At 42.9% G+C, this 23,407-nt stretch carries 24 protein-coding genes; 11 read left to right on the top strand and 13 right to left on the bottom strand.

What is annotated here, in order from left to right; genetic code table 11:
• Positions 1-23 precede the first annotated feature (23 nt).
• The 4 genes from FTV31_RS04795 to FTV31_RS04780 all read left to right on the top strand — a co-directional run bounded on the left by FTV31_RS04795 (position 24) and on the right by FTV31_RS04780 (position 3,055).
• Positions 24-995, top strand: coding sequence for a hypothetical protein (locus tag FTV31_RS04795; RefSeq protein ID WP_180013336.1), 972 nt, complete (start codon positions 24-26; stop codon positions 993-995).
• Between the two features lie 328 nt (positions 996-1,323).
• A complete protein-coding gene (locus tag FTV31_RS04790) occupies positions 1,324-1,713 on the top strand; it encodes a hypothetical protein (RefSeq protein ID WP_159123919.1) in 390 nt (129 codons plus the stop codon).
• Between the two features lie 235 nt (positions 1,714-1,948).
• Complete coding sequence (locus FTV31_RS04785; protein ID WP_180013334.1) at positions 1,949-2,428, top strand: hypothetical protein; 480 nt, start codon at positions 1,949-1,951, stop codon at positions 2,426-2,428.
• Between the two features lie 108 nt (positions 2,429-2,536).
• Entirely contained in the window at positions 2,537-3,055 is a 519-nt protein-coding gene (locus FTV31_RS04780; protein ID WP_180013332.1) for a hypothetical protein, read from the top strand.
• A 38-nt stretch (positions 3,056-3,093) separates the two neighbouring features.
• On the opposite strand, the gene FTV31_RS04775 is transcribed toward FTV31_RS04780, so the two are convergent.
• The 3 genes from FTV31_RS04775 to FTV31_RS04765 form a co-directional block, all read right to left on the bottom strand.
• Positions 3,094-4,047 (bottom strand): 2-hydroxyacid dehydrogenase, encoded by a 954-nt coding sequence (locus tag FTV31_RS04775; protein WP_180013330.1) that lies wholly within the window; start codon positions 4,045-4,047, stop codon positions 3,094-3,096.
• Positions 4,048-4,139: 92 nt separating this feature from the next.
• Positions 4,140-4,334 carry a hypothetical protein gene (locus FTV31_RS04770; RefSeq protein ID WP_125278832.1) on the bottom strand — a complete coding sequence of 65 codons (195 nt, stop codon included), beginning with the start codon at positions 4,332-4,334 and terminating at the stop codon, positions 4,140-4,142.
• 121 nt (positions 4,335-4,455) lie between these two features.
• Positions 4,456-5,727, bottom strand: coding sequence for a hypothetical protein (locus tag FTV31_RS04765; protein WP_179992853.1), 1,272 nt, complete (start codon positions 5,725-5,727; stop codon positions 4,456-4,458).
• Positions 5,728-5,840: 113 nt separating this feature from the next.
• Between FTV31_RS04765 and FTV31_RS04760 the strand changes: the two genes are divergently transcribed.
• Together FTV31_RS04760 and FTV31_RS04755 are read left to right on the top strand one after the other, a co-directional pair.
• Entirely contained in the window at positions 5,841-6,617 is a 777-nt protein-coding gene (locus FTV31_RS04760) for a class I SAM-dependent methyltransferase (RefSeq protein ID WP_180013328.1), read from the top strand.
• A 15-nt stretch (positions 6,618-6,632) separates the two neighbouring features.
• The gene (locus FTV31_RS04755) at positions 6,633-7,211 is read left to right on the top strand and encodes a hypothetical protein (protein ID WP_005232438.1); all 579 of its coding nucleotides are present in this window, start codon (positions 6,633-6,635) and stop codon (positions 7,209-7,211) included.
• A gap of 83 nt (positions 7,212-7,294) precedes the next feature.
• Here the strand turns inward: FTV31_RS04755 and FTV31_RS04750 are convergent, their stop codons facing one another.
• Entirely contained in the window at positions 7,295-8,497 is a 1,203-nt protein-coding gene (locus FTV31_RS04750; protein ID WP_180013326.1) for a TIGR03862 family flavoprotein, read from the bottom strand.
• 3 nt (positions 8,498-8,500) lie between these two features.
• The gene (locus FTV31_RS04745) at positions 8,501-9,145 is read right to left on the bottom strand and encodes an SAM-dependent methyltransferase (protein WP_180013366.1); all 645 of its coding nucleotides are present in this window, start codon (positions 9,143-9,145) and stop codon (positions 8,501-8,503) included.
• 84 nt (positions 9,146-9,229) lie between these two features.
• Between FTV31_RS04745 and FTV31_RS04740 the strand changes: the two genes are divergently transcribed.
• Together FTV31_RS04740 and FTV31_RS04735 are read left to right on the top strand one after the other, a co-directional pair.
• Positions 9,230-9,406 (top strand): DNA gyrase inhibitor YacG, encoded by a 177-nt coding sequence (locus FTV31_RS04740; RefSeq protein ID WP_180013324.1) that lies wholly within the window; start codon positions 9,230-9,232, stop codon positions 9,404-9,406.
• Positions 9,407-9,560: 154 nt separating this feature from the next.
• Positions 9,561-9,743 carry a hypothetical protein gene (locus FTV31_RS04735; protein WP_004781764.1) on the top strand — a complete coding sequence of 61 codons (183 nt, stop codon included), beginning with the start codon at positions 9,561-9,563 and terminating at the stop codon, positions 9,741-9,743.
• Between the two features lie 32 nt (positions 9,744-9,775).
• On the opposite strand, the gene FTV31_RS04730 is transcribed toward FTV31_RS04735, so the two are convergent.
• The 5 genes from FTV31_RS04730 to FTV31_RS04710 all read right to left on the bottom strand — a co-directional run bounded on the left by FTV31_RS04730 (position 9,776) and on the right by FTV31_RS04710 (position 14,204).
• Positions 9,776-10,420, bottom strand: coding sequence for an MBL fold metallo-hydrolase (locus FTV31_RS04730; protein WP_180013322.1), 645 nt, complete (start codon positions 10,418-10,420; stop codon positions 9,776-9,778).
• Positions 10,421-10,441: 21 nt separating this feature from the next.
• A complete protein-coding gene (gene hemH, locus FTV31_RS04725; RefSeq protein WP_179992859.1) occupies positions 10,442-11,455 on the bottom strand; it encodes a ferrochelatase in 1,014 nt (337 codons plus the stop codon).
• A gap of 65 nt (positions 11,456-11,520) precedes the next feature.
• Entirely contained in the window at positions 11,521-12,549 is a 1,029-nt protein-coding gene (locus tag FTV31_RS04720) for a DUF4062 domain-containing protein (RefSeq protein WP_034704817.1), read from the bottom strand.
• A 115-nt stretch (positions 12,550-12,664) separates the two neighbouring features.
• A complete protein-coding gene (gene murI / locus FTV31_RS04715; protein WP_180013320.1) occupies positions 12,665-13,543 on the bottom strand; it encodes a glutamate racemase in 879 nt (292 codons plus the stop codon).
• 49 nt (positions 13,544-13,592) lie between these two features.
• Positions 13,593-14,204: a DUF1285 domain-containing protein gene (locus tag FTV31_RS04710; protein WP_004781755.1), complete on the bottom strand. Its 612-nt coding sequence runs from the start codon at positions 14,202-14,204 to the stop codon at positions 13,593-13,595.
• A gap of 187 nt (positions 14,205-14,391) precedes the next feature.
• Here FTV31_RS04710 and FTV31_RS04705 point away from each other — a divergent pair, with 187 nt between their 5' ends.
• Positions 14,392-16,104: an electron transfer flavoprotein-ubiquinone oxidoreductase gene (locus FTV31_RS04705; RefSeq protein ID WP_180013318.1), complete on the top strand. Its 1,713-nt coding sequence runs from the start codon at positions 14,392-14,394 to the stop codon at positions 16,102-16,104.
• 220 nt (positions 16,105-16,324) lie between these two features.
• Here the strand turns inward: FTV31_RS04705 and FTV31_RS04700 are convergent, their stop codons facing one another.
• The 3 genes from FTV31_RS04700 to tusA form a co-directional block, all read right to left on the bottom strand.
• Positions 16,325-17,446, bottom strand: coding sequence for a hypothetical protein (locus FTV31_RS04700; RefSeq protein WP_180013316.1), 1,122 nt, complete (start codon positions 17,444-17,446; stop codon positions 16,325-16,327).
• The gene (locus FTV31_RS04695) at positions 17,443-20,235 is read right to left on the bottom strand and encodes a type VI secretion system Vgr family protein (RefSeq protein WP_180013314.1); all 2,793 of its coding nucleotides are present in this window, start codon (positions 20,233-20,235) and stop codon (positions 17,443-17,445) included. Before FTV31_RS04695 ends, FTV31_RS04700 begins: the two co-directional genes overlap by 4 nt.
• Before the next feature lie 245 nt (positions 20,236-20,480).
• Entirely contained in the window at positions 20,481-20,741 is a 261-nt protein-coding gene (gene tusA, locus FTV31_RS04690) for a sulfurtransferase TusA (RefSeq protein ID WP_004781744.1), read from the bottom strand.
• Positions 20,742-20,941: 200 nt separating this feature from the next.
• Between tusA and FTV31_RS04685 the strand changes: the two genes are divergently transcribed.
• On the top strand, positions 20,942-21,781 hold the full coding sequence (locus FTV31_RS04685; protein WP_004781742.1) for an HlyC/CorC family transporter: 840 nt from the start codon (positions 20,942-20,944) through the stop codon (positions 21,779-21,781).
• Positions 21,778-23,337 carry an apolipoprotein N-acyltransferase gene (gene lnt, locus FTV31_RS04680; RefSeq protein WP_180013312.1) on the top strand — a complete coding sequence of 520 codons (1,560 nt, stop codon included), beginning with the start codon at positions 21,778-21,780 and terminating at the stop codon, positions 23,335-23,337. The genes FTV31_RS04685 and lnt overlap by 4 nt, the downstream gene beginning before the upstream one ends.
• Positions 23,338-23,407 lie beyond the last annotated feature (70 nt).

Here is a 23,407-nt window from a genome sequence, read left to right as displayed (position 1 = left end):
GGGGTTTTTTTATTAATATTGCTATGAAAACACTAGAAATCTTTTTATTCAATCTATTCATGGTGGGGGAGGATTTTTCAAATATTTCTGAAACAAGACGCTCTAGAAATATAACAATTATTAAGTGTGAAGGATATATTTTTGAATTCAAACAAATTGATATTCACTTTAACCAATATAAATTTCTAAACCAGCAAAAAATCACAACAGTAGTAAAAATACTGAATGTTCAATCCACGGAAATTGAATCTATATTACAAATTATTGATGATCTTTGTTGGTTACTTTCATTTTGTCAGCAATCATATGTTTGCAGAGCTGGTTATAAATACGATAGCGGAGAACATTGGTATAGCAATTTAGGCACTATAAATAATAAAAACAATATCATAGAAAATAGAGGTCAAGACATTAGATACTTCATTGAACAAGTTTATCCAACATTTAAAAAACTAAAATCGAAAAGGCAATTAACAGTAATCTTTGGCTATATTTGTGAGGCATATCGCCCATCATTAGCTTATGAGATTTCTCTAATTTCTCACTACGTTGCTATAGAAAATTTGAAGCAGACATTTGCCTTAGATAAAGGATATAAATACTCTAGAGGATATTTTTCACATAAAGATTATCCTGCTTTAGATGTTGCACCTAAAGACTTAGAAAATTATTTCCCGCCTACCAGAAAAACGAAACAATATATACATAAAAAATTCGGGCAAGTTGGTTCAGCAGAAATGACTAGGCGCATGTTTGAAGACATTGGAATATCTAGAGACAACCCTATGGTTAAGTTTTCCCTTAAAAATCGAAACGATCTGATACATGAGGGCTTAGTATTTCCATTTGGACATGAGAATTACTTTGAAAAAGCTGAAAATGATTTCCATAATGTAAGTAATCTATTAAGAAAATATATTTTAACCTTACTAAATTACAAAGGTGAATATTACTTAAGTGAAGATCGAATCGGTCCTTCAGGCTTGATTACTTAGGGTCAAAGGTCAAATTAGCTGATCTTTACATCTCCCATAAGATCACAATAAAACTATGAAAAATAGAAAATCCCTTTCAATAGCTCAATATTTGATGATTGGTATTCTCCCCCCAATCATCACTGAAATTTTAGTATTTGCAGGGATTCAACGTACTTTTTGGCTACATTTTTTTTAGCTTCATTATGATCACCGTTTTGGTGATCCTATATAACTATGCACGAAAAAAAACAGACCATACACCTTAGCCCTTAAGCTCAAAAACTATAGGCATATCCCTATATATTTCATATACTCACCTTAACAACACTCAACAAGAAAGAAGCGCATGAAATTTCAAACACTCATTATGACGACTCTTGCGGGTATCGCACTTACAGCATGTACATCTCAACCCACCATTCCACAACTGGAACTGGGTGTATTACAGGAAGTAAAAAATCTCGAAGTTATTCCAGAAACAACCAACAATAAGGCGAAACTGACCAAATTCCTCGACAAATGCGTGATTGAATTTACTGGCGACATCGGTAATAACCGTTCAGTTGAACAATGGTCATTTAAAGGCATGACCCTAATTGATGCCGGCTCAGCGACTTTCCAGCGCGACGGAACCAGCACAGCACAAAAATTTGACCTACATGATGCGGCGGTACAAAAGAACTTTGTAACCCTGCGCAATCATTTTGCCAAAGATGCCCTGACTCAATGTGATTAAATAGATCGCCCTGTTTTTATCATGAAAATAGGGCTATTTATTTGAATGAACAGAAATTTAATTTTTCTTCTGATTTAAACTGCCTTTTCTTCCTTTTAAAAATTATAAGATCCTCGCATCAAACTACGCTGAACCTATACTCTCTCCATAGCTTATTCATTGTTTTTGGCTGATTATCCGTTACACTGAAAACCAAACTCAGACCGCTCTTTGACGAATTCGAGGTCGATCCATAATGAATATCAAAACCCCAATTATTTTAACGACAGCTTTAATGTTCTGCGCACCTGTATTTGCACAGACAGAAACCACTCAGACCACTAAACCGATTGCGCCTTATGGTGAGAATCCGAACCTGCTGCATGTATTTGCCTATAAAGCACAGGAAGGTGTTATCAATACCGCTGAAAAAGTAGGTGAAGTCACTGAAAAAGGCATTGCCAAAATCAAACCGGGTGTAGACCGTGCTTGGGGCAATACCAAGTCTGCGGCATCAGATACCATCCAGAAAGTAGATCAGGGTGCGACTCAGGCAGCACAGCAAACGGGTCAGAAAATTCAGCAGACCCGAGAAGTCTGGCGCGGCAATTCACAACAGGCGCCGATCGTGCAACAGCCTTTGAGTCAGCCATCTACCGCTACTCAAAATTCATCGATATCACAACCCCAGTCAGGTTCCGGTACAGCGACCAGTTATGCAGTAGATGATCTCTAAATCATCGCATTGAAAAAAGCCCATTACGGGCTTTTTCTTTTAAGCATTGAAGATAGTTGAGTCTTTCTTTAGACTGAACTCAAATAAAATCATGAGAAGATAATAAAAATGAAAAAAAATCTCCTCAGCTTTATCGCCGGCATTCTGTGTGGCGTAGCTATTCTATACATCACTTTACTGGTTTCAGGTGAAACCGTGACCTCAATTGCTGCGATTGATGACGAATTATCCTCCATCCCGAGCCTGTCTAGTGCCGCCTCTTATAACCACAAAACTGAAGGTGAAAAAATCCAGCATATTCAAAACCTCGATGAAGCTGAATTTAGGCCCGCCTCTGGCAATAATGCCGATCTGTATCGGATCAAGGATATGTGTAAATTAAGAATCGGGACTCAGAGAGATGACATTTATAGCTATCGGACTGCTTATTTCTCGCAGAATCATCTGATTTATATGTTTGAAACCCATTATCGAACATCTTATGACAAGCGTCCCGATGAACGGGTACCCGAATTTAAGCGCGTCTATCAGGAAATTATATTTAACCCCCGGTCTGCACTGGTTCAGAATGAATTTTTAAAACTATTAGATAAATATATTACGCCAGAAAACCGAAAAAAATGCTGATCGAATTCGATCAGCATTTAGTTTTTATTTAATAATTTTTAATTTACCTGACGGATGGGCTGACCCTGCTTAAAGGCTTCTACATTTTCCACCATCTGATCCACAATACGTTGACGGGCATCGACACTACCCCAGGCATTGTGCGGTGTAACAATCAGGTTAGGAATTGAGGCATCGAGCAATACATTTCCCTCTTTCGGAGGCTCCACGGTAAGCACATCCGTCGCAGCACCGGCAATTTTGCCTTCGCGTAAGGCCTGAGCCAACGCCTGTTCATCAATGATTCCGCCACGCGCACAGTTAATTAAAAATGCACTTGGTTTCATCGCGTCCAATTCGGCATGACTGATTAAATGACGGGTATCTTCCGTTAAAGGGCAATGCAGGCTTAAAAAATCCACTTGTGGCAATAAATCGGCAAATGGAATACGTGAGTCATCTGCTGGACGGTTAGGCAAAGCAGCAATCAGTACCTTCATGCCAAAGGCTTCAGCCAGTCTGGCAACAGCATGGCCCAGCTCGCCATAACCAACAATACCTAAAGTCTTGCCTGCCAGCTCCACAATAGGTGTACCCAATAGACAGAACTGACTGGCCTTTTGCCACTCGCCCTGCTGTACTGCACGCTGATAGGTTAAAAATGAAGTGGCCAGATTGAGCATCAGCATAAGGGTATGCTGAGCGACGGCAGAGGTGCCATAAGCCTGACAGTTACACACCACAATGCCACATGCCTTGGCCGCAGCCAGATCGACATTATTGGTGCCCGTAGCAGAAATCAGGATCAGTTTCAGTTGAGAGCATTGCTGGATGGTTGCCGCGTCAATCATGACTTTGTTGGTGATGATGACATCGACATCGGCCACACGGGACTGAATCTCAGCAGCCGATGTGGCCGGGTATAAGACCAGTTGATCAAATACTGCATGAAGTGCCTGAAAGTCCAAATCCTGTTGGTCTAAAGAAGCATAATCTAAATAAGCGGCTTTCATGGCGCTACCCTCAACCTTGTTTGACAATTTATTTTGATTGTCATTTAAAACAAGTCCTGCAGGGTTTTCAAGCAACTTACTGTCAGAAGTGGTTAATCTACAGACTTATCAATATGGTTACGCAGAGAACGACGCACCTTATAAATCACATATACACTGAGAAAGATCAGAAAAATAAGAGAAGAACTGAGCAAAATCACTGCAGGATGCACACTTTCCGCGTGTGCAAAATTAGGCAGCATCAGTCCAAGAATAAAACAAATACTTGAAACTTGTATGGATTGCATATATTTACTCCCTTGTCATATAAACAACCGGGAGCGGTGTGACTATTTTTCATACCGCCTAAGACCATATTAGGCCTTAGCTAATATAAGTCAAGTATTTGTTTTTTAGATAAATTTTTCGTTAGTTCATTTCACTTCGTGTCACAAACTGTGTATTTTTGTCACTTGCGTCAACGAAACCGGAAGCGCCGTATTCATCTGTATGCAAATTCAGATGCTTATAGCTGAACATATAAAAATCAGCATAGCGTTTCATGATAATCGGATGCATGCCTACATTTAATTCGTCCTGTTCCTTGACCAGTTTCATGATATGCCGGTCATTCATCACCACCAGATAGCGCTCATCATTCAGGTTGATGGTCAGCAAGCCATTACCCTTGGCATAGATTGGAATCAGGAATTTATGGTTCAGTGCAATGGCATCACCGGTATAGCTTTCGATCTTGTTGCTGATGACGTTAAAGACCAGTGCATGCCCATAAGCATCCAGCAATAACTGGCGCTTTTCCTGCGGCAGATTGACGTGAATCCCAAGCTTGAGCAGATCCTGCTGATCGACCTGTTTATTACTCAGCAATTCACGCAAAATCACCTGTTTTTGCGCTGCATCAAAAAACTGGGTATCCAGTAATAGGTCATTATTTTTCAGGATACGTCCTAAAGCAAAACGATGCCTCGGCAGGATATTCTCAATCACCTTGCGATAATAGAACTTGCTGTTTTTCTTGACCCGACGCATTTTCTGGTAGAAATAACTTTCATCATAGTCATGCAATAAAAAGTCATACAGCAGTTCGGAACTGGCCAGAACGGCGATGGCATCATGGCCGGTAAATGGCAGATGCAGTACATGATGCTGTGGAAGTACGGCTTCCAGTTTCAGGTAATGTGCCCGGTCTTCGGTACAATATGGGTCATAAACCAGAATATATTCCCGTTCCGGACTGACATCTTCTGCCTCAATCCGCATGCCTTCATTCAGCTCGGGCTGGTAAAACATATTATAGCGGGCATCTTCCACATCTTCCGGATCAATCGAATATTGCGGCACCATCGCGACCACTCGCTGAACATTCAGCAGATTAGAATATTTAATCGCAGCATAGCCACCCATGGAGCCACCATAGGCAATGCGCTGCTGAAACGGCGCAATCAGCTCGGCAATGGCTTGCAACATGTTCCACATGGAACTTTTGGGAAACCAGGATTTATGTTTGGGCATGATTCCTAAAACATTAAATTCAAATTTCGCTAATGATTTTTCGGCATTGATGCTCAAGCCCTTGGCACGGGTAATCAAATCTCCAAATGAAAAAATCAATTCTGAAGATGACCCCGGCATAAAAATTGCGCGTATATGCTCATCTTCAAAAACAATCTGCTTATCCATAACTTTCCCGTGCTGGTGAATCTAACTTTTCGGCAACAATTCACTCAATGAATAGGGCCGAAAAAGTGAATATGCTATTTTATATCGATGAAAAAGATTAAAAAGCGCAAAATATGACACAATCACTGCATCCTGCAGCTCAACAGGGGTTTAGTGCAGCGGCCGAGCTTTATCAGCAGGTACGTCCTGACTATCCAGCAGATCTTAGCCCATGGCTTGCTGAGACACTGTCATTACCTGTAGATGCAGATCTTGTCGATTTGGGAACAGGAACAGGTAAATTTATTCCCTATTTGCTTCCACTCAGCAGCCACATCACCGCCATTGATCCTGTCCCTGAGATGCTGGCCCAGTTAAAACTGGCACATCCGGATATTCATACCCTTGAAGGGATGAGCCACCAGCTTCCCCTGACCGATCATAGCGTGAATGCAGTGTTTTGTGCACAGTCATTTCACTGGTTTGCCAATCTGGAAACCTTAAAGGAGCTGGATCGGGTACTGAAACCTCAAGGCTTTCTGGTACTGGTCTGGAACCAGCGTGATATTACAGTCGACTGGGTCAAAGCCCTGGCAGATTGTATTGCGCCACTGGAAGGTGATACGCCACGCTATCATAGTGGTGCCTGGCGTAAAGTATTTAAAGAACAGAATCTCTTTCAGCCTTATGCTGAAACGCAAATGCGCCAGCTGCAGCATGGCCCTGTCGAGCAGGTGGTTTCCAAACGCTTATTGTCAACCAGCTTTATTGCCGCACTTCCAAAAGAACAGCAACAGCAGCTCAAGCAGCAATTCGAACAAATTATCAAAAACTATACGGACAAAGGTGCAGAAGATATGATTAATTTCCCTTATGTCACCTATGTTTATGTATTCAAAAAAAATAATTAGGAACAGGATTCAATCATGCACACGATTCAATTGATGTCACGAACTGCACTTTTCACTGCCGCCATGTTTTTGATGGCCTGTGACCAGAAAAGTTCACAATCTGTAGAACAGCAGGCAACAGAAGACTCTGCATCAGAGGAAATCATGCAGGAATTGAAAACTGGACCCGTAAAAAACTTCCCTAAAACGGAAGATGATCCCCATGATATTGCTGTCTTGAATGACTATGAAGAACGTTTTCAGGAAATGAGCGCGGATCTGGAAGCTGAGCTCAATGGCATGCGCAATGATGACAATCTGACTCCGGAATTTGTCCAGCAACGTCAACGCGATCATGTCCAGTCTTCGCTAAATATGCTCAAAGATCTGGAGCTTAAAACTGAACAGGGCCGTTATATTCAGGGTTTGATGTATCAATACTGGGAACATCAGGAAAAACTGGTGAATAGTCCGAAATCTCAGGCCTCTACCGTAAATGAAGCCAGTGAAAATGTAAAAGGTCTGGGCAAATATCTACATGCCCAAGAGCAACTGGAACGCTGGCGTTCGCAATATCCAGAGATGACCACCGCAAATAAAGCCCCAGCACAATAAATAATACATTTCAGGAAGCGGACGCTTCCTGAAATTTTATATGCAGTTCTAAGATTTAACTTTCACTTTCTGAAGAATGCATATTATTGAGCTTGAACTAAATATTGCTGCACCCCTTCTGCGGCTGCTCGTCCAGTGGCAAAACAGGCTGTCAGCAAGTAACCCCCTGTAGGCGCATCCCAGTCCAGCATCTCACCACATAAGAACACATGTGGATTGGATTTAAGCTGAAGCTGCTCTGACAGAACCTCGCGTTTAACACCACCTGCACAGCTAATCGCTTCCTGTATAGGACGGAAACCTGTTAAAGGAATTTTCAATTGCTTAATCTGCTGTGCTAATTCAGTAGCATTTTGCCAAAGTGGCTTTGGTAACAGTTCACGCACCAGAGCAGCTTTTGCACCATCCAGACCTGCTTTCCGCCAGATATTATTCAAAGACTGCTTTTTACTTGGCTGTAATTTTTTAGCCAGCTGCTCTAAGGTTTGATCCGGAAAAAGATCCAGATTCAGCTGCATTGGCTGACCCTGTTTCAGCTGTTGACGCAGTCCCCGGTCCTGTTTATAGATTAGACCACTTTCCAGACCATAGTGACTGATCACGATATCTCCCATGGTCTTGTCACCGCCATCAACCCAAGCCTCGACCCGTTTTAGGGGCTGACCGAAGATTGGCTGCATAAACTTAGACCATGGATATTCCACACCCGCATTACTGGCTTGGAAAGGTTCAATCTCACTGCAATCAAGCCATGCTTGCCATTTCCCATCACTGCCGAGTTTTGACCATGACACTGCACCACAAGCCAAAACAATCGCATCAAAGTTTTCTGTGAATGCGCAATCATTTTTTAAATCATGGATCTGTAGCTGATGATTTTTCAGATCTAGAATTTGATGACGATAATGAAATTGTACCCCTTGCTCAGTTAAACGTTTTAACCAGACACGCAATAGTGGAGCGGCTTTCATTTCTGTAGGAAAAACTCGACCTGAAGAACCAATATAAGGTTCAATGCCAAGATCTTTCATCCAGTTTTGAATCCATATCGCATCCCAGCGTTTGATCCAAGGTTCTAACCAGTCTACCTGATCATAACGCTGCACAAACTGCTCGACGGGTTCGGCATGAGAAATATTTAGGCCGGTTTTCCCAGCCATCAGGAATTTACGGGCAGCCGAAGGCTTCTGTTCAAACACATGAACTTCATAATCAGACTGGCTCAGAACTTCTGCAGCCATCAAGCCTGCCGGGCCAGCACCCACAATTGCAATGCGTTTCGTCATGGCTTATTCCGCCGAACTCGCATTCCGCCCTTGTAACGGCTGAAACTCATCAAAACGTGTTGTATAGCCTTCCGGTTTACTAATAATCAATTGCTGGCACAACTCACCACGCTCTAGATATTTAATTTCAAAATGAGTTCTTGCCGAGTCTTGGCCAATGACTTCTTTAACAAAAGGCAGCTTCCACAGGTTTTGAACCTGCTGTTCTGCCTCCTCAATATATTCAGGAATATTGCTGGCTAAAGTAATCGTGCCACCGGTTTTTAAACGCGATAATAAAAACTCAAAAAATGGCATATTCAACCAGCGCTGCGCCGGGTTATGCGGCTCAGGGTTCGGATATAAAATAAAAAACTGTTCGACTTGCGCTGGATAGAGAGCATGCACAATCCAAGGCAAGGCATCGGCATGAACTGTCTGTAAATTCGGTTGTCCTTCCAGCGCATGCTGTTTTTGCATGGCTAAAAATTTCTCTCGAGTCCGTTCGATCGCAATCAGCTTGCTGTCTGGATTGATCTGGGTAAAGAGCAATGCGTGTTTACCTTTGCCCGCACCGATTTCCACACAAACCGGTTCAGAACTGATACTTTGGAAATCACGAGGCGCATGCATACGCTGTGCTTGAAATTGACGAATCGACATAATCAGATCAAACTAATAAAAACTGTATAAGTCTAACAAGTGCAGTTATATTTGCCTAATCGAAGCTTTATTTTTCTAGGGAGTGCGCTGATGTCAACCACTTTAAAATGTCCACGCTGTGGCAAACTGACCACTTGGGAAAATAATGAATTTCGTCCTTTCTGCTCGGAACGCTGCAAAATGATTGATCTAGGCGCTTGGGCCAGTGAGGAATACAAACTGCCAACCCAAGATGCTCCAACAACTGAATCTTCTGAAGAAGACTGAACCTTTTAAAATATCCTATCACATTAAGCATATCCTAAATAATCACATGATTTTTATAAAAGGCTTATAGAAAACCAACACAAGTTAACAGCACATATGCCAGTTTAATACTATGTTCTTACGCAGAAATATCACATTATTTTAGAGCAAGAACATGGGCTACATTATTCTAAAGATCATTTTAATTGGGGTAGGAATACTTGCGATATTGTCATTAGGGATAGGCATTTTCCAACAGGATGGCTTATTTATTGTTGTTGGAATTCTCCTTGCCATTATGACTTGGCTGATCTACGCACAAACCCGTCAGTCTTTAAATAATCCTTTTAGCAAATAAAAAGACCAGCTAGGCTGATCTTTTCACCTACTTTAACCTGCTTTTCCCGCAACGAAAGGATTATGCTGTTTTTCAAAACCAATATTGCTGATCGGACCATGTCCTGAAATAAACCGGGTTTCATCCGGCAGGCTAAAACATTCGCGCTGGATTGAATCGAGTAGCTGTTGGTGATCGCCACGCGGAAAATCTGTCCGCCCAATTGAACCTTTAAACAGCACATCCCCTGTCCATAACAAAGCATGGTTCCTGTTATAGAACATTATATGACCTGGAGTATGGCCCGGGGCAAAACGTACTTCAAACTCTTCATCACCCAGTTTGAGAACTTCTCCACCTTCCAGCCATTGCGTGACTTCTACTTTTTCCGGAATCGGAAAACCGTAACGGGCAGACACTTCCTGAATCATATCTAACCAGAATGCATCGTCCTTATGCGGACCAATCACCGGCACATCCCAAACTTTTTTTAAAGCACCAACTGCTCCAGCATGATCGAGATGACCATGAGTCAGCCATAAAGCCTTGACCGTTAAGCCCAGTGCTTCTACTTCCGCTTTTAATTTTTCAGGTTCGCCCCCTGCATCAATCAAAACGGCCTCTTTACTGTCACTATCCCAAAGAATCGAGCAGTTTTGCTGAAATGCAGTCACAGGAACAATTTTGACTTGTAACATAGGATAAGAAACCTCAAAAGATTAATGGGCAAGCGTCTGGTTCAATGCTTCAAGATTAGCCTGTAACAGTGTATTGAGCAATTGCACATGATCCTCACGATTGTTCAAAGCCGGAATATAACTGTAACTTTTCCCGCCATTGGCCTTGAAGGTCTCTCCATTTTCCATGGCCAGCTCTTCCAGTGTTTCCAAACAGTCGGCCGAGAAAGCCGGACTCATCACCTGAATTGATTTCACGCCCTGTTTGCCCCACTCTTCAATTAAGGCATCCGTATAAGGCTTAACCCACTCCTGTTTACCAAACCGGGACTGGAAACTAATTGCATATTGATCTTCAGATAGACCTAAAGCTTCTGCAACCAGTTTGCCTGTGATCCGGCAACGATCCGCATAAGGATCACCTTTATCGGCATAGGGCTGCGGGATACCATGAAATGACATCAATAGTTTTTCCGGCTGCCCATGAATCGCCTGATAATCCCGAACACTTTGTGCCAGTGACTGAATAAATAAGGGATGCTGATAATAATCGCGGATAATCGACAGACCAGGTAAATTGCGCTGTTTCAGCACCCATTTTGCGACTGCATCATACAGAGGTGCGGTAGAGGTCGCTGAATACTGGGGAAATAACGGAAACAGAATAATATGATCTTGCGGTTGAGCCGAAATCTGATCAAGAACACCCTGAATATTAGGATTGCCATAAGTCATGGCAGGCACCACATTCAGTTCAAATTGCGGATATTGTTCAATGAGTTTGGCCTTTACTTGACTCACCTGCTGCAGCAGAATCTCACGCATCGGTGAATCCTGACCCCAGACCTGTGCATAAGCCTGGGAAACTCGCTTGGGACGGAACGGTAAAATAAATAAACGCAGGATGAGTTGCCAGATCGGCTTGGGAATTTCAATGACACGCTGATCAGATAAAAACTGCTTCAGGAAATCGCGTACTGCCGGCACAGTCGGTGCATCAGGTGTGCCTAAATTTGCCAATATAATTGTAACTTTCGGTTTAGCTGTAGAAAACATGCAGTACGCCCGTCGTGGTATCAACCCGCTTACTTTAACAGCTTTTTACTTATTCTCTATATGGATTAATACACTGACTTATATTGAAAAGTACGATCTTTATCCAGCAAGTTACTGTCCAGCAGTTTTTGTGCCTTAGGCGTAATCTGCCAAAGCAGACGCTGACGGTCATCACGACCCGACGGTACAATCCAGTCATTCTGGCGCATTTGCAATTTCAGGCTATGCAAGGCGCGAATATTAATCTGGGCACGGGCTACAGCATGCGCGCGCGGCATTTCCGCTCGTGCATCTTCCAGACCGGTTTCATTCAAATACTCATTCATACGCTTGGAGAAAAATTCCTCTGGCGTTGGATTAATGAAGGTAGAGCCGAGAATAGCCAGCAATTGTGCCCAGGTCAGTCTTTTCTGAACTTTTAATTCTTTAAAGTTACCATCCTGATAAGCATGCATACGGTATTCGAAGGAGAAAACTTCATGCATAGACACTTTCGGCAGGCTCAGGAAAGGATCCACTTCACGTGTCCCCCCATCGCGTTCCAGTTGGGCCACTTTAGCTTTGAGCTGGTCAATCTCGTCATGCAAGGCTTGAGTATTCTGCGGACGTACCCAGCCACTTACCGGATAACGTTCCAGCATTTGCGGCATGTTCAAACGTACCGCCATTTCCAGATCGCGCAAGGTACGATAGCAAAAGACCTGATCAGCTTCCTGCTGCAATAACTGACGAAATTCTTTAAATTTTTCTTGTAATTCAGGTTTGGTATCGTGCAAGGAAGGATCACGTGAAGCCGGATCTTCATGCATAAACACAATAATCGGTTTCTGCTTGGTCACAGCGTAAATGTATTCCAGATGCATATAACCTACACCGGAAACCGACTGCTCGCCATACTGGCTACCCAGCAGAATCACCACATAATCACAATCATCAATCTGGCGACGTGCAAATGCAGTATTTAAAGGAGTGCGTTGTTCCAGCCCCCAGGAAAAGAAACCCATGCCGACCAAAGTTTGTGACAAGATGATCCGCTCTGGCTGCATTTCTGCACCAGAGGTGGAGATAAACACCTGATAACGTTTATCGAGCATTGGTTATCCTCTTTTACTGCACATTGATCTGGCCGGCTAAACCCTGCCCTGACACAATATGACGACCCCAGTATAAAAATATATCTTTCAAAATTATAAGATGAGTGACGGTCGCCTAGCTGACTTCTATCTCCATATTGCTGACCTGCCATTTAATATCGGCTGGAATCAGATGCCCTAAAATCGGCTGGAGCTGTTCAGCATTTTGACCACTAACCACAAGTCGGATTTTTAGACTGTCCTTGCACTCATGTTCAAATAATAACCCATTTTTGATCAAAATTCGGGCCGTTTGTCTCGCAACCGCGAATCCTGAGTCAATTAATGTCAGCTTTTGACCAAAAATATACTGAATTGACGATTTTAGGAAGGGGTAATGTGTACATCCTAGCACTAAATAATCAGCACCCTGATCAACAACCGGTTGTAAAATCTGAGTTAATGTCGCCAAACACTCAGGACTCATCTGCTGGCCAGCTTCTACAAAAGGCACCAGATCCAGACAGGTCACCGGAATTACTTTGACCTGTGCCGGCTCGGCAAAACGGGTCATGACATCCTTAATTAACTGGCCACGAAAGGTTGCAGGTGTGGCCAGGACGGCCACCGTTTTGGATTGGGTATTGAGGACTGCAGGTTTGAGCGCTGGCACCAGTCCAATGATCGGAAAGTTTTCACCATAATGCTCACGTAAATAATCCAGGCTAAATGCAGAAGCGGTATTACAGGCAACGACTGCAACTTTACAGCCTTCACGATACAGCCATTCAATCGCTCGCGCAGTTAGGTCACGGATTTCCTGATCTTTACGGGGCCCATAAGGTACGTAAGCCGTGTCGGCATAATAAACAAAGCGTTCATTGGGCAAATACCGGGCAATTTCCAAAGCAACCGACAACCCTCCCACACCAGAATCAAAAATCCCGATAGGTGCATCAGCACTGGCTTTAGGCATGGGATCTACTAAGGGATAAATCGGTTGGATAGCGCTCATAACGTTGCTAGTTGCTTGTTTCAAATGACCTTGCGACAAAGCTTAAACCTCAGGTGCTTAAATGCAAGTCTAAATCACCACTTTTCAAGCTTAAAACCGTCTCTCCAGCAGCATTTTCACCAAGCTCGCCCATCTCCACCAGATGTAAAAAAGCAGCCCGCTGAATAAGCGCATTGATTCCAAAACGCACATGCACATAAGGGCGCAATTCATCCTGATACTGACGCATAAAGATAGGATGTTCGCTATCAACAATAATGATGTCCTGAGTCGTGGTGGTCAGTTGCAGGTAAGTCTTGCCTTCAATCTCGACCTGATCGACCTGATTCACAAACAGAGGTTCATCTTCGACCTCGATTTCAATCATTTCTACCGGAGTCTTTAGGTAGAATTTTCCTTCTTCTTTCCAGAGTACCGTTGAAAATAGGTCTATCATCGGCTGACGCTTGATCAATTGACCTTCGTGCCACCATTCTCCATTGGCCAAAACCTTGAGATCCATTGCGCCACAATGCTTTGGCTGCCATTGATCCAAAGGCGGGATTGACCTTTTGTGACTGCCCTGTGCATCTTTTAAGTATTGTGCGATATCCATTAAATTTTTATCATCGCTAGAAGCTACTTTTTTCGTCGGATTTTTCTCGGGTGCTGACTTATTCATATAAAGAAGACCTTAATGACGGAAAAATAATATGTTTCAGCCAATTGGCTTAACCTGGGTTTAAAACTATACTAGCCCAGATGCTTAAAGACACTACTATTTTTGTGTCTAGGAATTCAGAACACTCATGGCAGCACCCAATCATCCGATTATGGTTGCCACCGAATAGAAATATGAGGAGTCCTACATGGAACACATCGAACGTGAATCGATGGAGTTTGACGTTGTGATCGTAGGTGCGGGTCCTGCCGGCCTGTCTGCTGCAATCAAGATCCGTCAACTTGCAATTGAAAACAATTTAAATGATCTGTCCGTTTGTGTCGTAGAAAAAGGCTCCGAAGTCGGTGCACATATTCTTTCGGGTGCTGTGCTTGAACCACGTGCCATGAACGAACTATTCCCGAACTGGAAAGAAGAAGGTGCACCTTTAAATGTGCCAGTGACAGAAGACAAAACTTTCTTCCTTCTTTCAGATGAAAAATCACAAGAAGCACCGCACTGGATGGTGCCGAAAACCATGCACAATGATGGCAACTATGTCATCTCTCTGGGCAACGTGGTGCGCTGGTTAGGCCAGAAAGCCGAAGAGCTGGAAGTATCGATCTTCCCGGGCTTTGCTGCTTCTGAAATTCTGTATCATGAAGATGGTACGGTGAAAGGTATCCAAACCGGTGACATGGGGATTGGCAAAGATGGTGAACCGACACATAACTTTGCGCCAGGTTATGAGCTACATGCCAAATACACCATCTTTGCTGAAGGCTGCCGTGGTCATTTAGGTAAACGTCTGATCCAGAAATTCAATCTGGACAAAGATGCTGATCCTCAGCACTACGGTATCGGCATTAAAGAACTGTGGGAAATTGATCCAGCGAAACACAAACCAGGCCTAGTGATGCACGGTGCCGGCTGGCCTTTATCTGAAACCGGTTCTTCAGGTGGCTGGTGGTTATACCACGCTGAAAATAATCAGGTGACTCTGGGCATGATTGTGGATCTGTCTTATGAAAATCCACACATGTATCCATTCATGGAAATGCAGCGCTGGAAAACCCATCCACTGATCAAACAATATCTGGAAGGCGGTAAACGTATTTCTTATGGTGCGCGTGCCGTAACTAAAGGTGGTTTTAACTCTCTGCCGAAATTCACCTTCCCGGGTGGTTCTTTAATTGGTGATGATGCGGGCTTCCTGAACTTTGCCAAGATCAAAGGCTCACATACTGCCATGAAATCCGGCATGCTTTGCGGTGAAGCGGTATTTGAAGCGATTGCTGCCGGTGTAGAAAAAGGTGGTGATCTGGCGATTGCGCGTGTGACTGAAGGCGAAGACTTCTTCGTGAAAGAACTCACATCTTATACAGACAAGTTCAACAACAGCTGGCTGAAAGAAGAGTTGTATAGCGCACGTAACTTTGGCCCAGCAATGCACAAGTTCGGTCAATGGATGGGTGGAGCGTTCAACTTCATCGACCAGAACGTATTTAAAGTGCCGTTCACGCTCCATGATTTAGTGCCAGACTTTAAAACTCTGAAAACGGTTGATGCAGTGAACTTCAAGCCGAACTATCCAAAACCGGATGGCAAGCTGACGTTTGACCGTCTGTCTTCTGTGTTTGTATCGAATACAGTCCATGAAGAAAACCAGCCAGCGCACTTAAAGTTAACTGATGCTTCGATTCCGGTGGATGTGAACCTGCCGAAATGGGATGAGCCAGCTCAGCGCTACTGCCCGGCGGGTGTATACGAAATTATGGAAAATGATGAAGGCTCGAAACGCTTCCAGATCAACGCCGCGAACTGTGTACATTGCAAGACCTGTGACATCAAAGATCCATCTCAGAATATCACCTGGGTAACACCGGAAGGTGGCGGTGGTCCGAACTACCCGAATATGTAATCTCTGATGAGATACAAATAAACCCGCTGAAAAGCGGGTTTATTAATCTTAAGTTATTTTAAAAGTAAAGAAGTTAACCAAAATAAGATAAAAACTAAACTAGTATAAAATCGGATTTTATATTTATGAATATCAATATCTTCATCGTTTTGATAAAGGGAGGGCATACTAGATATTAAAAGACATGAGCCTACTATTAAACACAAATAACCTCCGTATTTTAAAAGAAATTCCACGTAGTAAACTCCTCTAATTCTTTATCGTATTCTTCTAATAATTTATATGCTCCCCATCCTCCTACGGCTGATCCGACCAGACCTGCCATGATTATACAAATAGGCGCTGCTGGCCCACAAACAGCTCCAGCTGGAGAATATGCTACGGATGCTGTTACTGCCCCTGTAGCTATACCTGAAATAATAGTAGTAGTTTGTTTAATAGCTTCTTTTTGTTTGTTCTCCGCATAATATATTTCCCTGGCTGCATAAAATAATGTTACCACCAAGAAAACACTTCCCAATGCCCCTACCCTTTTCATAATTTCAGTTACATTAGGATTCGCATTACCTGCACTACGGATAACAGAATAATAAATTCGATTTTTTCCAAAATCAGATAGTGAATTAAAAAACGACCGACCTGAAGCCATTTGTTGTTTTATGAAGAAATTTAACTGATTATTTTTCAATAACTTTTTATAATTTTCAGGATCTTTTAGCTGATAAGCATATTTTTCATATAAGAATTCAAGAGTTAATCCTTGAGCTTTCATATTCTTTACGGCAGCTAAACCAGCTGATGATGTTCTTCTACGTGTAGTCTCCATAATCTGATTTCTGAAATTATTACATTCTTCAGCAGCTTCTTTAAGCTTTAAAGTTCCATCTTTTACAAGTTGTCTATATCTATTTGATATTTCTTTTGCTTTCTTTTGATAGGTTAAACGAAGAGCGGGATTTTGTATTGTTTCTTTAGAAATATAAGTTGTTGTTGCTTCCCATTGTTCAATAGCGATTTCTAATTCATTTTTAACTTTAACAGGTACTTTATTTGATTCTGCTTGTTTTGTTGTACCTGTAGTTGATTTTAATTTATATATCGATTTATTAAATTCGCCATTTTCTAATACGGGAACACGCACTCTGGCAATTTTTGAATTATTTAAAATTAACTCTACAAAGATTAAATCTAATTTATTGCAACTATAGATTTTGGTACAACCATTCGGATCAATTTTTCCTCCATAACTTTTTTGAGTTGTCGTATTTAGTAAGGTATAGCTTAATTTTGATAAAAGGTCTTTATTATCACAGGATACTTTTAAACGAGCCGTATAAGTCATTCTTCTAACTCCGATATCTCTGCATCATATTTATGCACCATAACCGTATATTTTTCTTCCTTATTTTTTGAGGTAATTCTAATAATTCCATCTTTGGGAACCTCTCCTGTTCGTACATTCCCCTTAGAATCAATAAGACTAAAAATTGGAGAGCTTTCTAATAATTTATTGTTTATTTTATGTCGCACATCGAACTCTAAAATATAGGAACTATTATGTGAGGCAGGAAGATAGGGAATATCATTTGTTACCTTTTCCCCTGATAAAAATTGATGCTGCCCTGCCTTCATCTCAAACTGACCACCCGTCGTCGGCAAAATTCCAGCACTACTGATTTCAACCTGAGAACCGCCCGCAGTTAAAACAATTTCCTTCGCTGCTGTAATTTCGATCTGATCTTCAGTGGAGATAATTTTGATACCTTTGCGTGCAATAATATCCATCCCATCATTTTGCGCCTGTAGTTCAACTTTGCCTTTTGCGGCATAAGCTCTTAAGCCTTGTTGGGTTGCAAACAGACTCACTTTAGAAGAGGCATGCCCAATAATATTTTTCTGCGAACTTAAATTAATACTGTCCGCTGCCTGGTGGCTAATTTGACCATCTGCAGACAAATGAATATCCTGCTGAGTACTCAGCGCAATGGATTTTGGTGCTGTCAGAATCATAATTGCCTGTTTAAAGGCAGCTGCCTTGTCTTGATCTTGCTGTTCAATGTGCTCAATAAAGCTTTTTAAATTTTCAAAGATTTCAAGCGGATCAGTTTGCTGGTTTTTAGCAACATCACTTAGCGCCTGGCTCATCTGCAAGCCTGATTCAAGCTGGCTTTTCGCTGGTTCAGCATCCATATGTGAACCATCTGCAGCTTGCTGTTTATGAGCCGAAATCAATAACCCTTCACCTGCACGGACTGCACCCCATTGGTCAGTTCTAAGTTCAAAACCTTCACCCCGTCCTTCACTTTCCGCCTGTTCTTTCGGATGACTCAAGTTACCCAGATTGAGTTGACTGGCAGCTTGACTACTATGTAACTGTATACTGATCTGGCCAGTCGTATCATCAAAACGTAGCTGGTTAAAGCCTTGCCCCTGTACTTCTTGCGAGCGAATACCACTGAGTTTTTTAGTGCCTGGTAGTTGTCCTTTTTGATCAAACTTCGTCGGAGAACGTTGGCCTTCATGAATCCGACCTACCACAAAAGGCCGATCAATATTGCCATCGAAAAAGTCGACGACCACAATTTCACCAATGCTTGGCAAGAAACGGACCCCATAACCTATACCTGCCCACGGGGTCAGAACATCTACCCAGGCTGAATCTGTATCACTGTCATTGCTGCCTGCGCCACCATCGTGAGCATGGTCATCCGGACGAGTGAACAGAAAACGGATTTTGATCCGCCCCCATTCATCCACATAAATTTCTTCATCTTCTGGCCCGACTACCTTGGCGCGTTGCGGATAGGCCTGTGGCCGCTGCAATAAAGGCTGATACTCAGGAACCAAGTGAATATGGCGACGTTGCAAGACTAGCTGGTTGGCCTGACGCTCACCTGCGTCCTTGAATTCTGTCATCTGCCAGCAGCTTTGCTGAATTAAAGCATGAACCTGCTCATTTAAGTCTTTAGGTAAATTATTCTGGTTATAAAATTTCTTGGAGATGATTAAAAATTCTTTATCTACTGCTGCTGGATGCTGGTCAAGTTCTGGATGCTGATTCAGACGGAACCAGTAGCCCACCTGAGCATCGCGAACCGTGGATGTTGCTAAAAATTGTTTGGCCTGTGCATCATAGAAATGCTGCAAATTTTGGTTTATTTTTTCGATTTGTGTATCTGAGGCTGGGGTTGCCTGATCTGCATGCATGAGATCAGTGATCCATGCCGGACTGATGTTCCAGGCCTGTTCCAATGACAGACTGGCATTATCCTGAACCTGACTCTGCTGGTGCTTGCTTTGTACTGAACCTACGCCTTCTTCCTGATTCAAGCGATCGGCATGCCAGCGCTGGATGTGTACAGCGGTCGGCTGCAACTGTCGTTCTACAATAAAACTGGTCATGCTATCTTCTTGTTCAGTAGCACTGGAACGATGGAAACGGATCGCCCTGCGGCTTAAAGTTTGGTAGTGGCTATTGTCATCAATTAATCTAAGCTTTTGCGCTGCAATCGGTGCAGATGAATGCACAACTATAAGCTCAGACTCATCAATCAGCCAGTTAATCCCTTCACTACGCCATAAACGGGTTAAAAAGTCATAGTCGCTTTCATTCAACTGCATAGTAAAAGGACGTACATCATAAGTTTGCTGCAAACCGGATAAATCCAGCTTAAGTGCAGCCGCAAATAATGGACTCTTACGCTGCCATTCTTTGAATAAGATTTCAGTAATCTCTCGGACACTCTTGTCCATGAACACACGACTATTACGGCGTTTATGCCATAGCGACGTTGCATCTTCCAGAGTGAGTTTATAAAGCGCTAATGCACCATCACTCTGTCCCTGAGTTGCTGCAGTAATAATTCCGGAGCTGCGAAATAACTGTGCTTGATCCGTGACCTGATCTATCGCTACTTGAGTTCCAATAAATTCTTTAAGGGGAATCAAGGCATTAGTCGACACACAAATCAGCTCAATTTTTAGTCCCTGATTCAGGACATGTTGGCCATCAATATGTTGCAGAAAAACTTCGGAATTAAGTTTTTGATGGGAAAACTGAACAAGCAAAGCACGCTTCTGTGCGCTAAGACCCAATTGCGCTAATACTTGAGCGATATGATTTTTTATCATTTTTAATTGTTATAAATATTTTTGCGGCATTATAGTGAATTATTTATATCCAGCCTAGATTCATTGGTCTGGCCATGGTTCCGATTCATCACTGTAATTCTGGAAGAGGCTTAAATATCAAATTTTTTATTTTCTGAAAGTCAGGAATTTCAAGCAAATCAAGTATTCAAAAAAATAGCTTTCTTTTCATTTTAATCTTTCAAAAATATGGGCAAATGAATCACTCATCTACCCAAAAAAATCTCTTAACCGCCTTTTTTCACCAGATAATGGAACTCTTTATTGCCATTTTCATCCAAACGCTCCTCTTGGAGCAGCAGTTCATGGCCGAGGTGCATACAAAATTTTGGAATATCCCAAGAAGTTGAATTATCCGTAGCAAAAACTTCAACTACATCACCAGCTTTAGACTTACGGATGGCTTGATGCAACATCATCACTGGCTCAGGGCAGCGTAATCCACGGGTATTCAATTGCAGGCTTGGCGTAATTTCGGCTTCAGACATCGACAGACTCAGGAATTCAAGATTAGCCTATTTTAGCATAAAGCGGCTATCGCATTGCAGCTCACGCTTTGAGCCAGTTCACAAAACCAGACTGACCCGCGAGATCAAGTCTGCGCAGCATAATTACAATAGACAAGCGTATTTTCTGCGGTATGATAAAATCACGTTTTTTTAGATATTAAGAGTCTTTAGGAAAGATCATGCACGAGGAATCAGGCCCGTCGTGGGGTATGCGCGGCTTACGTAAATGGCTGGGAACTGCACCCGAAACTCGCGACGAACTGCTAAAATTAGTACAAGATTCACGTCGATTTTTAGAACCCGATACTGTTGCAATGCTGGAAGGCGTACTGGACCTGCCAGCCACCAAAATTCGTGAAGTCATGACGCCAAGAACGTCCATGATTAGCTTGCAGGAAGATGACCAACTTCTGGAAATTCTGCATGTTTTAGTTGAATCTGCGCATTCGCGATTCCCTGTGTTCTCATCGGATCAACCGGATAATGTGGTTGGTATTTTGCTGGCCAAAGATCTGCTTCCTTTCCTGACCGAGCCTTCTTCCAAAGTCGATATTCGTGCCTTGATGCGTCAGCCGCTGTTTGTGCCGGAAAGTGCGCGTTCGGATCAGGTTCTACGTATGCTGAAAAATACCCAGACTCATATTGCGGTAGTGATTGATGAGTACGGTACAACTTCAGGTCTGGTGACCCTAGAAGATATTCTCGAAGAAATTGTGGGTGAAATTGAAGACGAACATGATATTGCTGATGAAGAAGCACAATATATTGTTCCGGATCAAGACCCGAAGACAGCCAATACCTGGGTAGTACAAGCGCTGACGCCAATCGAGCATTTTAACAACATGCTAGATGCCAATTTCTCCGATGATGAAGTTGAAACTATGGGCGGTTTGTTATTGCAGGAAATTGGTCTGGTAAATGATCTGGAAGGTCAGACGATTGAATTGGAAAACTGGCAATTTACCATTCTTGAGGCAGATTCACGTTCTATTCGTTTAATTCGAGCTGTGCGCCAATGAGAGCATATTTCGATAAGCTATTAAATCCAGCCCAGCAGCAAAAGCAGTTAGCCCTGATTTATCCTGTACTGATTGCCTTATTTGCCGGCGCTATTTTTAGCCTGGCACTGGCACCTTATCATTACTGGTGGCTGGCGATTCTCTCTCCTGCCTTACTGTATGCTTGCGTCCGTGGTCGTAGTGCCAAACAGGCCTTTGGTATTGGCTGGGCTTATGGAATTGGATTATGGTTTGTGGGTGCATTCTGGCTCTATACCTCTATTCATGTGTATGGCGATACCAGTGCTTTCCTGAGCGTAATCATGATCCTGATCATGGCGATTGTCATGGGACTGTTTACTGCGCTTCAAACTTTCATTTATCGTCGATTTTTCCCAGAAACACCTCTTACCTTCGCACCACTTTGGGTGATCTTTGAATGGGCCAAAACCTGGGTATTTACCGGTTTCCCATGGCTCTTTGCAGGTTACGCTTTTACTGAGCTTTATCTGGATGCCTATGCGCCTTTATTTGGTGTATTTGGGGTGTCCTTTGTAGTGATTGTTCTGGCCTGTGCGCTGGTTGAAATCTTAAGTAAACGGGTCTTCTGGATCGTTCCTGCTGCCCTACTGTTATTGGGTGCTTGGGGCGCAGCACAACTGACTTTCGTGCAAGAAAAAAATGAAAAGCCGCTCACCGTTTCTCTGATTCAGGGCAATATCCCTCAGGACCTGAAATGGTTAACTGAATATCAGGTAAAAACCTTACTGATCTATGCGAATCTGAGCAAGACCGAATGGGGACGTGACCTGATTGTCTGGCCAGAATCTTCGATTCCGATGTTCCAGACTGATATCGAACCTTTCCTGGATGCCATGAAAGTTCAGGCAGAAAAATCTGGAACAGCTTGGGTCACAGGTATTCCGTTCTGGGATCTGGCTGAGTCACAGGAAGCAGGCACGCCAAAATATTACAATAGCATTATGGCGACCGGTGATGAGTCGAGTGGTCTTTATAAGAAGCAGCGTCTGGTGCCTTTTGGGGAATATATTCCACTTTCTGGCGCACTCAGTTGGGTACTGCCAGCTCTGCAAAACGACCCTTCGGTGAGTGGTTTCTCGCGTGGTGCGGATATCCAGAAACCATTAAATGTGAAAAACCATCCTCTAGGTGCGGCAATTTGCTATGAAGTGGCTTATCCAAATCTGACTCGTCGTAATGCCAGCCAAAGCGATTTTCTGGTGACCGTATCTAATGATGCCTGGTTTACTGGCACTGCCGGTCCACAGCAACATTTACAGATGGTACAAATGCGGGCCAAGGAAAATGGTCGCTGGTTTATTCGTGCTACCAATACTGGGGTAACTGCGTTCATCGACCACAATGGTCATATTGTGAAACGTGCACCCATGGATAAAGAAGCTATACTCCGCGGTGAGCTACCCGCCATGCAGGGTGAAACGCTTTACATGAAACTCAGCGACTGGCCAGTATTGATTTTCTCCGTATTGTTATTATTACTGGGTTGGCGCTTCCGTCCACGTAAAGTGGATATCAGCTTTAAGTCGAGAAGATAATTCTCTCAAAAGTCCCTCTTTACGAAAGGTGAGCCATATATGGCGCAAGAGGGGGATTAATTTTCTAAAT

Source organism: Acinetobacter sp. YH16031 (assembly GCF_013417335.1).
GTDB lineage: Bacteria > Pseudomonadota > Gammaproteobacteria > Pseudomonadales > Moraxellaceae > Acinetobacter.
Note: the sequence above shows the minus strand (reverse complement) of the source record. Positions and strands in the feature narration are given on the sequence as shown.

Bases quoted from the DNA above. Each gene is read 5' to 3' on its own strand.
- FTV31_RS04785 (WP_180013334.1), top strand. From the start codon at position 1,949: ATGAATATCAAAACCCCAATTATTTTAACGACAGCTTTAATGTTCTGC.
- FTV31_RS04730 (WP_180013322.1), bottom strand. From the start codon at position 10,420: ATGTTACAAGTCAAAATTGTTCCTGTGACTGCATTTCAGCAAAACTGC.
- FTV31_RS04760 (WP_180013328.1), top strand. From the start codon at position 5,841: ATGACACAATCACTGCATCCTGCAGCTCAACAGGGGTTTAGTGCAGCG.
- FTV31_RS04740 (WP_180013324.1), top strand. From the start codon at position 9,230: ATGTCAACCACTTTAAAATGTCCACGCTGTGGCAAACTGACCACTTGG.
- FTV31_RS04695 (WP_180013314.1), bottom strand. From the start codon at position 20,235: ATGATAAAAAATCATATCGCTCAAGTATTAGCGCAATTGGGTCTTAGC.
- FTV31_RS04685 (WP_004781742.1), top strand. From the start codon at position 20,942: ATGCACGAGGAATCAGGCCCGTCGTGGGGTATGCGCGGCTTACGTAAA.
- FTV31_RS04710 (WP_004781755.1), bottom strand. From the start codon at position 14,204: ATGAATAAGTCAGCACCCGAGAAAAATCCGACGAAAAAAGTAGCTTCT.
- FTV31_RS04765 (WP_179992853.1), bottom strand. From the start codon at position 5,727: ATGGATAAGCAGATTGTTTTTGAAGATGAGCATATACGCGCAATTTTT.
- lnt (WP_180013312.1), top strand. From the start codon at position 21,778: ATGAGAGCATATTTCGATAAGCTATTAAATCCAGCCCAGCAGCAAAAG.
- hemH (WP_179992859.1), bottom strand. From the start codon at position 11,455: ATGTTTTCTACAGCTAAACCGAAAGTTACAATTATATTGGCAAATTTA.
- FTV31_RS04795 (WP_180013336.1), top strand. From the start codon at position 24: ATGAAAACACTAGAAATCTTTTTATTCAATCTATTCATGGTGGGGGAG.
- FTV31_RS04700 (WP_180013316.1), bottom strand. From the start codon at position 17,446: ATGACTTATACGGCTCGTTTAAAAGTATCCTGTGATAATAAAGACCTT.
- FTV31_RS04750 (WP_180013326.1), bottom strand. From the start codon at position 8,497: ATGACGAAACGCATTGCAATTGTGGGTGCTGGCCCGGCAGGCTTGATG.
- FTV31_RS04720 (WP_034704817.1), bottom strand. From the start codon at position 12,549: ATGCTCGATAAACGTTATCAGGTGTTTATCTCCACCTCTGGTGCAGAA.
- tusA (WP_004781744.1), bottom strand. From the start codon at position 20,741: ATGTCTGAAGCCGAAATTACGCCAAGCCTGCAATTGAATACCCGTGGA.
- FTV31_RS04780 (WP_180013332.1), top strand. From the start codon at position 2,537: ATGAAAAAAAATCTCCTCAGCTTTATCGCCGGCATTCTGTGTGGCGTA.
- FTV31_RS04705 (WP_180013318.1), top strand. From the start codon at position 14,392: ATGGAACACATCGAACGTGAATCGATGGAGTTTGACGTTGTGATCGTA.
- FTV31_RS04735 (WP_004781764.1), top strand. From the start codon at position 9,561: ATGGGCTACATTATTCTAAAGATCATTTTAATTGGGGTAGGAATACTT.
- FTV31_RS04790 (WP_159123919.1), top strand. From the start codon at position 1,324: ATGAAATTTCAAACACTCATTATGACGACTCTTGCGGGTATCGCACTT.
- FTV31_RS04775 (WP_180013330.1), bottom strand. From the start codon at position 4,047: ATGAAAGCCGCTTATTTAGATTATGCTTCTTTAGACCAACAGGATTTG.
- FTV31_RS04770 (WP_125278832.1), bottom strand. From the start codon at position 4,334: ATGCAATCCATACAAGTTTCAAGTATTTGTTTTATTCTTGGACTGATG.
- murI (WP_180013320.1), bottom strand. From the start codon at position 13,543: ATGAGCGCTATCCAACCGATTTATCCCTTAGTAGATCCCATGCCTAAA.
- FTV31_RS04755 (WP_005232438.1), top strand. From the start codon at position 6,633: ATGCACACGATTCAATTGATGTCACGAACTGCACTTTTCACTGCCGCC.